At 68.2% G+C, this 10,584-nt stretch carries 7 protein-coding genes; 3 read left to right on the top strand and 4 right to left on the bottom strand.

Annotated features, from left to right (window positions below):
* The 3 genes from MTR62_RS18100 to MTR62_RS18090 form a co-directional block, all read right to left on the bottom strand.
* A partial coding sequence (locus MTR62_RS18100; protein WP_244023567.1) for a zinc-dependent metalloprotease occupies positions 1-2,215 on the bottom strand: 2,215 nt, incomplete at its 3' end.
* A 73-nt stretch (positions 2,216-2,288) separates the two neighbouring features.
* A complete protein-coding gene (locus MTR62_RS18095) occupies positions 2,289-5,258 on the bottom strand; it encodes a TonB-dependent receptor domain-containing protein (protein ID WP_244023565.1) in 2,970 nt (989 codons plus the stop codon).
* 273 nt (positions 5,259-5,531) lie between these two features.
* The gene (locus tag MTR62_RS18090) at positions 5,532-6,554 is read right to left on the bottom strand and encodes a bile acid:sodium symporter family protein (protein ID WP_407672707.1); all 1,023 of its coding nucleotides are present in this window, start codon (positions 6,552-6,554) and stop codon (positions 5,532-5,534) included.
* A 100-nt stretch (positions 6,555-6,654) separates the two neighbouring features.
* Here MTR62_RS18090 and MTR62_RS18085 point away from each other — a divergent pair, with 100 nt between their 5' ends.
* From MTR62_RS18085 to MTR62_RS18075, 3 genes are all read left to right on the top strand, one after another.
* Entirely contained in the window at positions 6,655-7,539 is an 885-nt protein-coding gene (locus MTR62_RS18085) for a LysR substrate-binding domain-containing protein (RefSeq protein WP_244023563.1), read from the top strand.
* 109 nt (positions 7,540-7,648) lie between these two features.
* On the top strand, positions 7,649-9,397 hold the full coding sequence (locus MTR62_RS18080) for a DUF885 domain-containing protein (protein ID WP_244023561.1): 1,749 nt from the start codon (positions 7,649-7,651) through the stop codon (positions 9,395-9,397).
* An 80-nt stretch (positions 9,398-9,477) separates the two neighbouring features.
* Positions 9,478-9,723 carry a helix-turn-helix domain-containing protein gene (locus MTR62_RS18075; RefSeq protein WP_244023559.1) on the top strand — a complete coding sequence of 82 codons (246 nt, stop codon included), beginning with the start codon at positions 9,478-9,480 and terminating at the stop codon, positions 9,721-9,723.
* A gap of 283 nt (positions 9,724-10,006) precedes the next feature.
* Here MTR62_RS18075 and MTR62_RS18070 read toward each other — a convergent pair.
* The coding region (locus MTR62_RS18070) for an NAD(P)/FAD-dependent oxidoreductase (protein ID WP_244023557.1) at positions 10,007-10,584 on the bottom strand (578 nt) is incomplete at its 5' end.

Here is a 10,584-nt window from a genome sequence, read left to right as displayed (position 1 = left end):
CGTAGCGCGCGCGCAGCGCATCGGCGATCACCGCCTGGCGCCCACCCGCCGAAGGCACGGCCAGCACGCGCGCCTCGATCGCGCCAAGCGTTTCGGCGAGCGAGAGCTGGCCCGCGTCGGACGCGTGCTGGAGCACCAGCCGGTTGACCCGCTCGGGCGCGAGCAGCGCGGTGAAGGTCATGTCGCCCGCGGTTTCCGCCGCGCGCGCCCAATCGAACGGCGCGCCGGTCTGGCCGTCGAACTGCTCGATATCGGCCTGCCGGTCGGGCGCACCCGACTGCACCGAGGACAGCAGCGAGAGGAGCCCGTCGGGCAGATCGAGGACGGCGGGATCGAGCGTCTTCATCAGCGCGCCGAGCGCGGCGCGCTGGGTGGCGGGCGCGACGACCCTGGCCACCTCCTGCCCGTCGCCGTTGACCGCGTAACGGTAGTCCACCCCGGCCACCAGCTTGGACGCGGCGGTCACCTCGTAACGGTGGAAGAGGTAGAGCGGCACCAGCATCCGCCGCAGATCGGCGGCCGCCGCGCCCTCGGGCAGGTTGGCGAGGCCAAAGCGCGCGAGGGCAAGCTTACGCACCGCCATGGTGTGCTCGAGCCCGGCCACCGCGTCGGTGCCATCGTCCCACATGTTGCCCCAGGGCTGCGCATCACCGTCGCCGCGCGTGTCACCATCGGCCACGAAGCGATAGCCCTTGGCGAGCGCGGCGCGGGTCATCGCGTCGAGCGCGGCGTGCTCGTCGGTCCCGGCGGGGAACTGGTGGTAGAGCCAGTCGATCGCGAACCGGTCCCAGGCCCCGACGCCCCTGGCATAGGCGTCCGAGAAATCGAGCGTATCGCCCTTGATCCCGATGCGCGGCGCGGGGTAGTCCATCACCGAGGCGCGGTCAGCAAAGGTACTGCCCGCAAAGTTGTGGGAGAGGCCCAGCGCGTGGCCGACCTCGTGCACGGCCAGCTGGCGCAGGCGCGCCTTGACCAGTTCGATCGGATCGTCGCTCGCCCCCGTGCCTTCGCGCGCGGCGCCCGCCAGGCTCTCGAAGATCAGCTTGTCCTGCCAGGCCCGCAGCGAACCGAGCTGGACCACGCCGCGCACGATCTCGCCGGTGCGCGGGTCGACGATGGTCGATCCGGTCGACCAGCCGCGCGTGTTGCGGTGGACCCAGGCGATCACGTTGTAGCGCGCGTCCATCGGGTTGACGCCTTCGGGCAGTTCCTCGACCCGGAAGGCATCGATGAAGCCGGCCGCATCGAAGGCCTGCGCCCACCACTGCGCGCCTTCGCGCAGCGCGTTGCGGATCGCCTCGGGCGCGGCGCGATCGACGTAGAACACGATCGGCCTGACCACGCGCGAGCGCGCGGCTGCGGGATCGACCTTCTGCAGGCGGAAGCGGCGCACCAGCCGGGTGACGATGGGCTGGTCGAGCTCGGCGGCGTAATCGTTGCGGATAACCTGGACCGAAGTGCCGGTGCGCGGATCGTGCGCGCGCGGTGCGAACCCGGCGTCGGGCAGGCGGATGAAGCTGTGATGGACACGCAGCGCCAGCGAGCGCGCATCGGGCACCACGCGATCGACCGAGCGGCCCGGATCCTCGCTGGTGAAGGTCAGCGTGGTTTCGAATTCCACATTGTCCGGCAGCGCGAGGCTGGCGGGCTTGTCGAGATAGCTGAGCGGGGTGGAAAGCTTGTAGCTGCCCTGCTTGGCGCGCTTGAGCGTGCCCGCGATGTCGAGCGCGTCGCGCATCAGGAAGGCGCCGAGGTCGATCACGATGCCCGAGGCGTCCTCGCGCAGGATGTCGCCCGACCAGACCGGCGAATCGGAGAAGGAATCGCGCACCGCCTGTTCTTCACCCGCATCGCCGTTGAGCGCGCGAAAGCGCAGGTTCTCGAACGCGGCGATGACCCGGCCATCGACCTTGCGGAAGACCAGCACCTGCGTCTCGCCCAGCCGCGAGCGGTCGAGCCACAGATCGCTCGCCCCCAGCCCGGCGGCGAGCGAGGGGGTATAGAGATAGCGCGCGATCACCCCGTCCTTGCCCGCGGGCGGCAGGCGCACGGGCTGCACGCCCTTGGCATCGGCCACCAGCGCGAACAGCGGCGCCTGCGCGGCGGCGGGGGTCGAAGTCTGCGCCGCCGCCGGGCTGGCGGCCAGCCCAAGGGCGGGCACCAGCGCCAGCGCGCTCACGGTTCCAAAGGCGATCAGGGCACGCGATAATGTCATCAGGAAAGGCCGTCCTTGCGCAGGCGTTCGGGGAAAGGGGCATCGACCTTGCGGCCGATGCCCCCGGCAAACATCAGAACTTGTGACTGACGTTGGCATACCAGTAGCGCGGGATCGGGGAATAGAGAGCCCCTTCGTAACCCGAAGACGACAGCGGCGGGTCCTTGTCGAAGATGTTGCGCACGCCAAGGCGCACGGTCGTCCCCTCCAGGTGGCCCGAATCGAACGTATACTGGCCGTAGAGATTGGCGATCGTGGTCGCCTTGACCGTCCAGTAGCTGCCATCGTCGTAGGCCAGGCTCGTGTCGTAGACCTTGCCGGTATATTTGGCGAAGGCGTTGAGCTTGAAGTTGCCCAGCTCCCAGGTCAGCGAGGCCGAACCGCGCCACTTGGGCTTGTAGTTCTGCTCGAGCAGGCTGCCGCCGCCGGTGATCGTGGTTCCCGCGTTGATCTCGCCCGCCTCGCGCGCGTCGAGAAGTTCCTGGATCCAGGGCGAAGGCTCCTGGTAGAACTTGAGGAAGTGCGAGACATTCACCGCCAGGCTGAAGCGGCCGATGGAGGTGGGCGGCGTGCGATAGTTGAAGTTGAAGTCGAGCCCCTTGGCGGTCTGCGGCAGGAGGTTGGTGTACTGGTCGTTGACGTAGAGCACCTCGCCCACCGGGGTCAGCCCGGTGCCCGCGAAGGCGGCGATGTCGTCCGCGGTCGGATCGGCGCGCACGACGTTGGGATTGCTGCTGCCCTGGGTGCGCAGCAAGTAGTCGAGGATCAGCGCGTTGCCTTCGCCGAACACGCCGATGAGGCCGGTCTGGCGCACCCGCCACCAGTCGAGGGTCAGGGTGAGGTCACCCCAGCCATCGGGCAGGCGCGGTTCGAGCACGGTGCCGAACGAAAGCGTGGTGGCGCGTTCGGGGTTGAGGTCGGGGTTACCCGCACGCCGCGCCGAGGTAACCTGCGAGCGCGAGCAGTCCGAGAAATCGTCGATCCGGCCAGCGCGAAGGTCGGCCTCACAGAACACGTAGTCGGTGCGGGTGTTGGCGCGGGTGATGACCGTCGCGTTGACCTGCTCGAGGTTGGGCGCGCGGAACGACTTGGCCCACGAACCGCGAAAGCGCACGCCGTCGATCACGTCCCAGGCGCCCGCGACCTTGGGCACGCCCACGCTGCCAAAGTCCGAGTAATGCTCATAACGGCCCGCGATCTGCAGGTCGATCTTGCGCACCAGCGGGATGCCCATCTCGGGCGAGACCAGCGGCACCGCCAGCTCACCATAAGCCGAGAACACCTCGCGGTGGCCCGCGGTGTCGGGGTTGATCGCCGAGTTGACGAAATCGCCCTGCACGTTGCCGGTGATCGGGTCGGTATAAGTGATCGTGCCGTCGATACGCGGATCGCGGTCGTCGAGCTGGCTCTCGCGGCGCGCCTCGATACCCGCAGCAAAGCCCAGCCAGCCGCCCGGCAGCTCGATGAACTCGGCCTTGGAGAAGCGGAAGTCGTACGTCGCGAGGGTCGACTTGGTGTAGCGGGTCAGGCTCTCGCGGATCGAATCGATGGTCTCCTCGCTGTTCACCGAGGTGCCGAACACGTTGTAGGCATCGGGCGTGCTCTTGGAGAGCGATTCCATCAGCTTGGTCATGCTGATGTTGTCACTCACGTCGCGCGCCCAGGCTTCGGAATAGCTCAGCGCGCTTTCCCAGGTCAGCCCGTTGTATTCGCCGCGCAGGCCGCCGAGCAGGCGGAACTGCTGGTTGGTCACGTCGATGTGCATCGGGCCAAAATCGGAGAAGCGGTAGGCCGAAAGCTTGATCGGCAGGCCCTCGGCGGGCGCATCGATGCCGCTGAGGCGGTTGGGGTTGGCCGAACCGTCGGCAAGCGTCGTCGCGCCGAACGGGTTCCAGTAGTTCGACGCCGGGATGTAGACCGGGATCGAGCTCAGCGTGGAAATGGGCGATTGCACCGCGTGCGTGACCGAACGGTAGAAGCCCGCCTCGCCAAAGAAGGTGACCGCATCGCTCAGCTCGTACTTGAAGGTCGAGAACAGGTTGAGACGCTTGAGGCGCGGGATCACCGAGACACCACCCGCGTTCGAATCATAGCGCAAGTCGCGGTCCGCCCCGCTGGTCGCCATCGAACCGCTCTGGATGCAGCGATCATCGCTGATCGCGACCGTACAGCCCGTGCTGGTGGTGGGCTGGACATGGAACTGGCCCGAAGAATTGGTCAGCGCGGTGCCGTTCTGCGTGACGACGACGTTGCCGTAGGTCACGAGGTTGGGGTAGATCGTCGTCGTCGAGCGCCCGTCGAGCGAGGTCGAGCCCTCGAAGTCGGTGCCCTCGAACAGCGCGCGCTTGTCGCTCGAGGCCGTGTAGGACTGCTCGGTCGAACTGAGCCCGGTGCCGCGATCGTAGCTGCCGAACAGCGTGATGTTGCCCCGGTTCTCGGCAAAGTCCGTGCCGACCACGCCGTGCGCGTTGAACTCGCGAAAGCCGGTGCCCTCCGCCCCGCCGTACTGCATCGAGAATTCGGCGCCGTCGTAGTCGGACTTGAGCACGGTGTTGACCACGCCCGCCACCGCGTCCGCGCCGTAGATCGCCGCCGCACCGTCGCGCAGCACTTCGAGCCGCTGCAACCCGCTGACGGGGATCGCGTTGGTGTTGTAGGTCAGCACCGGCACCAGCTGCGTGTTGGCCTGGCTGGTCGGGTTGGTGACCACGCGCCGCCCGTTGAGCAGGACCAGCGTGTTGCCGATGCCCAGGCTGCGCAAGTCGAGCGAGCCGACGTCGCCGCGCGCCGCGTTCGAGCTGGTGGCAAGGTACTGGCTGTTGAAGTTCACGTCGCCAAACTGCGGGATCGAACGGAACAGCTCGTCGCCCGACACCGCCGCGGTGGCCGCGATGTCGTCGGCGGTGACCACCGTGACCGGCAGCGCCTCGTTGATCTTGGCACCCGCGATCTGCGAGCCGACGACCACGATCTCGGCCCTCGCCGGAGTGTCCTCGTCCGCGCCGCTTTCCTGAGCCCAGGCCGGTGCGGCAAAGGCCCCCATGGCCGCCCCGATCGCCAAAGCGCTGGTTGAACTTGCCCTCATTCTTCGTGCGAAAGTCGCAAAATTCATCGTCTGTCCCCTGTTGGACAGAGACCCTTTTCGCTTATGTCCTCGAGCCCCTGTGTTCCGCCCGGCCCGCAACATTCGCGAACCGTGCCCCGCTCTCCCAACCGGCAAGACGCATCACCAGGCGGTATCCACACCAGAAAATTTCACAGGGCCGTGTCTGGACCGAACGGGATCGATCGGGCCTACGCAACGGACAGAACGCGACTAGCCCGCCCGCCGCGCAAAGCGCCGGGCGAGCGCGGCGCAAACGAACAGCTGGAGCTGGTGAAAAAGCATGAGCGGCAGCACGATCAGCCCCACCGCGTGGCCTGCGAACAGGACCGTGGCCATCGGAATGCCCCCCGCCATGCTCTTCTTCGACCCGCAGAACACGATCGCGATCTCGTCCTCGCGGCTAAAGCCGAGCCGTCGGCTCGCCAGCGTCGTGACCAGCAGAACCACGCCCAGGATCACCGCGTCGATCACGAACACCGCGCCAATCGAGAGCGGCGAAAGCTGGTGCCAGATCCCCGCCACCATCCCTGCGCTGAAAGCGGAATAGACCACGATCAGGATCGACCCGCGATCGACCGCCGCGGTCAGCGGACGGTGCGCCGCCAGCCAGTCCGCGACGAAGGGACGGATCGCCTGGCCGACGAGGAAGGGCAGCAGGATTTGCAACCCGATCTGCTCGAGCGCGGCGAGCGAGAAGCCCCCGCTGGCTCCGGGCAGGACCTGCGAGACGAGGATCGGGGTCAGGAACACCCCCAGGACATTGGACAGCGAGGCCGCGCACAGGGCGCCGGGCACATTGCCCCTGGCGATCGCGGTGAACGCGATCGAGGACTGCACGGTCGAGGGCAGGAGGCACAGGAACACCAGCCCGGTCACCGTATCGGCGGGCAGGTGCCCGCGCAGCAGCGGCCCGATGCCCAGCGCGATCAACGGGAACAGACCATAAGTGCTCGCGAAGATCAGCGCCTGCAACCGCCAGTGCGATACCCCGGCCCAGATCGCCGAAGGCTTGAGCCGCGCACCGTAAAGCAGGAACAGCAGCGCCACCGCGAGGTTGACGAGGACCTCGACCACCCCCGTCGCGCGCCCGCGCGCCGGAAACAGCGCGGCCAGTGCCACCGTGCCCGCCAGCATCAGCAGGTAGGGATCGATCCGCAGCCAGGCGAGCGTTCGCGAGAGCCTGTCGAGGCCAGAGTTCAAGGCACGGTGCGAGGGGGTCGATGGGGCGGACATGCCGGTCTTCTCCAAGGGGTGTCCGCCCCCGCATGGACCCGGACCGCATCATCCACAATTGCGATGGGCAGGATAACGGTAATCGCATATGATAATAACCATGCCGCACGCCCCGCTCATTCCCGCCGATCTCCTGCAAAGTTTCGTGGCCGTGGTCGAGGCGGGCAGCTTCACCGGGGCGGGCCGTGCGCTGGGCCTTGGCCAATCCACCGTGAGCCAGCACATCGCGCGGCTCGAAGCGCTGACCCGGCGCCGCCTGATCGACCGCGACACCCACCATCTTTCGCTCAGCGCCGAGGGCGAACGCCTGCTCGGCCACGCGCGCAGCGTGCTCGAAGCCCACGCCCGGCTGGCGGGCAGCCTCGCCCCGAGCGCGCTGCGCGGCCGGCTACGGCTGGGTGCCTCGGAAGACTTCGTGCTTTCGGCGCTGCCCGATGTCCTCGCCGCCTTCGCCCGGCGCCACCCCGAGGTGGACCTCGAGGTGCGCGGCGGGCTGAGCCACGATCTCTACGAGGCCTATGACGCAGGCCGGCTCGACGTGATCTTCGTCAAGCGCCGCAGCGGCGACCGGCGTGGCACGCTCGCCTGGCGCGAGCCGGTGCGCTGGATTGCCCATCCCGACATTCGCCTGCACGCCGAAGACCCGCTGCCGCTGTTGCTCTACCCCCCGCCCAGCATCACCCGCGCCGCGGCGATCGCCACGCTCGAACACCACGCGCGCGCCTGGCGCGTGGCCTTTACCAGTTCAAGCCTGACCGGGCTGAGCGCCGCGGCGCGCGCAGGGATCGGGATCATGCCACATTCGGCCCGGCTGATGCCGCCCGGCCTTGCCGTGGCGAGCCTGTCCGCCGCGCTGCCCCCGCTGCCCGACGTCGAGTTCGTCGTCCTGGGGCCTGGCGAAACGCACCTGGCCGCCGGTGGGCTGATCGCCGCCATCCTGCAATGGGCCGAAGGCGCGCTGGCCCCGCTCACCCGTCCCGCCTGAAGCAAGGGGACCAGGGGGGCTGGACCTTCGCCGCGCCGTGGCGCAGTCTGCCCCGCAGATCGCCGACGAGAGACGGCGACACCCCACGATGAGGGACGCACGCATTACAATGAAGACTTTGAAACTGATGGCGGGCATCGCCAGCCTCGCCGTGGCGGCAGGCGCGATCGCCCCCGTGACGGCCAACGCCGCCACCGCAAAGACACCCGCCACGACGACCCAAGCCGGTTCGCACGCGGCGTGGAAGACCTTCGTGGATGCGACGGTCCAGCATTGGCTCGCGCTCGACCCCGCTTTTGCGGTCTACGAAGGCGCCCACCAGTACGACGGCAAGCTGCCCGACTGGAGTGCGGCCGGGCTCAAGGCGCAGGGCGATTTCTACCGCATGGTCATCGCCAGGGCAGGCGCATTTTCCGGCCTTTCGAGGGACGATGCGTTCGAGCGGGACTATCTCGTCGCGGTCGCGCGCGGCAAGCTGTTCTGGCTCGAGGATGGCGATCAACCGCACACCAACCCCTCCTACTACATCGGCAACGGGCTCGACCCCAACGTCTACGTCAGCCGCAGCTATGCCCCCAAGGCCGAGCGGATGAAGGCCATGATCGCCTTCTTCAAAGGCATCCCGAGCGCCGCCGCGCAGATCCGCGCGAACCTCAAGACCCCGATGCCGATCAGCTTCGTCGATCTGGGCGTCGATGCGTTCAAGGGCTTTGCCGACTACTATCGCGGCGATGCCCGCGCCGCCTTTGCCGACGTCAAGGACCCCGCGCTCCAGGCCGCGTTCAAGGCCAGTTCGGAACAGGCGGGCGCCGCCATGCAGGCGCTGGCCGACTGGCTCGACGCGCAGCGCACCAGCGCCACCACCGATTACGCGCTGGGTCCGGCCAAGTTCGCGCGGATGCTCAAGGAGACCGAGCTCGTCGACATTCCGCTCGACCAGCTCGAAGCGGTCGCCAAGGCCGACCTCAAGCGCAACCAGGACGCCCTGAAGAGCGCCTGCGCCGCTTACGCGCCCGGCCAGTCGATCCCCGACTGTTTCGCCAAGATGAGCGCGGACAAGCCCGCCGACGGCCCCGTTGCCGAAGCGCGCCGCGAAATCCCCGAGCTTGCCGCCTTCGTGCGCGAGAAGGACCTCCTGACGATTCCGGGCACCAAGATGGCCCAAGTCGAGGAAAGCCCGCCCTACAACCGGGCGAACTCGGCCTACATGGACCCGCCCGGACCGCTCGAGAAGGGCGCGACGTCGGTCTACTACATCTCGCCCCCCGACCCGAGCTGGCCCAGGGAAAAGCAGCTGGGCTACATTCCGGGCAAGGCGGACCTGCTGTTCACCACCGTGCACGAAGTCATGCCCGGCCACTACCTGCAGTTCCTCCACTCCAACGCCTCGCCCTCGATCGTGGGCAAGCTGTGGGTCGGCTACGGCTTTGCCGAAGGCTGGGCGCACTACACCGAACAGATGATGTGGGACGCAGGTCTTGGCGATGGCGCGCCCGAAATCCACGTTGGCGAGCTCTCGAACGCGCTGCTGCGCGATTGCCGCTTCCTCTCGGCGATCGGCCTGCACACCGGCACGATGACGCAGGAGCAGTCCAAGGCGCTGTTCATGACCCAGTGCTACACCGATGAGGGCAACGCCGAACAGCAGGCCGCGCGCGGCACTTATGATCCGGAATACCTCAACTACACGCTCAACAAGCTGATGATCACCAAGCTTCGCGAGGACTGGACCGCCACGCGCGGGGGGCGCAAGGCGTGGAAGGCCTTCCACGACGAATTCCTGAGCTACGGCGGCCCACCCGTGCCGCTGGTGCGCCAGGCGATGATGCACGAGGACGCGCCCCACGCGGTGTTCTGAACGCAGTTTACGGGCGGCGTGCGCCCTTTGCGCGCCGTCGCCCGCATTGCCTCGCCGGCCAGACCGGCTATGATCGCGCGATGAACGATCAAGATCGACAGGACCATTTCGCCTACTGCGTCCAGCTCATCGGGGGGACCACGTCCTTCGCGCGGCGCCTGCGGATAGACGAGCGCGCCATCCGCCGCTTCATCAACGGCGAACGCCCCATCAGCGACGGCCTGCTGCAGGACACCGCGAAGGCCCTGCGCGCGCTTGCCAGCGACGCGGCCGGAGCGGCCGACACGATCACGACCCAGCTGCCGTCGTCGCCAGACACGCCGTAAGCGCCCCCGCGCCACACCAGCGCGCTCCGGCCCGCAAAGCACCGGGCGCGGCNGCTTGCCAGCGACGCGGCCGGAGCGGCCGACACGATCACGACCCAGCTGCCGTCGTCGCCAGACACGCCGTAAGCGCCCCCGCGCCACACCAGCGCGCTCCGGCCCGCAAAGCACCGGGCGCGGCCGCTGGAGCCTTGTGCCGTCAGGCGGAGCCGCCCGGCGGTCCCGAAAAAGCTTTAAAACAGGAATTTAGATCGGACTGTCCGATGCAGTCCGATCGAAAACCGCTCTAGCCCCGCTCGAACCGCGCCAGATCGAAGGGATCGAGCGCCAGGGCCGCTGGTTGCCCGTCGACGAGCGCGGCGACGAGCTGCGCGGTGATCGGCGCCAGCGTCAGCCCCAGGTGCTGGTGCCCGAAGGCGTAGAACAAGTTGTCCGCATGGTACGAACGCCCGATCGCGGGGCGATAGTCGGGCAGCGTCGGACGGCAGCCCATCCAGCGTCGAAACGGCCCGGTGATCGGCAGCCCGAGTTCGGCGCAGGTGCGTTCGAGCCGCGCCCACTTGCGCGGATCGGCCGGGGCATCGGGCCGCGCCAGTTCGACAAAGCTCGCCGCCTGCACGCAGGAACGATAGCGCGTGACGATCATCGAACGCTCTTCAAACGCGACCGGCGGCAGGTCCTGCGGCCACAAGCGCGCTTCGGCGCGGACGTGGTAGCCGCGCTCGGCGATCAGCGGCACGCGATGGCCGAGCGGTTCGAGCAGCGCGCGCGCACGCACCCCCGCGCAGACCAGCACCTGATCCGCCGCCACCCCCTCGACCGCAACCCGCGAGCCCGCGCGCACGAGCGTGGCCGAGGCGTGCA

This window comes from Novosphingobium organovorum (assembly GCF_022832435.1).
GTDB lineage: Bacteria > Pseudomonadota > Alphaproteobacteria > Sphingomonadales > Sphingomonadaceae > Novosphingobium > Novosphingobium organovorum.
Note: the sequence above shows the minus strand (reverse complement) of the source record. Positions and strands in the feature narration are given on the sequence as shown.

What these genes read in the sequence shown, in the direction of transcription:
- MTR62_RS18075 (WP_244023559.1), top strand. Translation starts at nt 9,478, where the DNA reads ATGAACGATCAAGATCGACAGGACCATTTCGCCTACTGCGTCCAGCTC.
- MTR62_RS18090 (WP_407672707.1), bottom strand. Translation starts at nt 6,554, where the DNA reads ATGTCCGCCCCATCGACCCCCTCGCACCGTGCCTTGAACTCTGGCCTC.
- MTR62_RS18080 (WP_244023561.1), top strand. Translation starts at nt 7,649, where the DNA reads ATGAAGACTTTGAAACTGATGGCGGGCATCGCCAGCCTCGCCGTGGCG.
- MTR62_RS18085 (WP_244023563.1), top strand. Translation starts at nt 6,655, where the DNA reads ATGCCGCACGCCCCGCTCATTCCCGCCGATCTCCTGCAAAGTTTCGTG.
- MTR62_RS18095 (WP_244023565.1), bottom strand. Translation starts at nt 5,258, where the DNA reads ATGGGGGCCTTTGCCGCACCGGCCTGGGCTCAGGAAAGCGGCGCGGAC.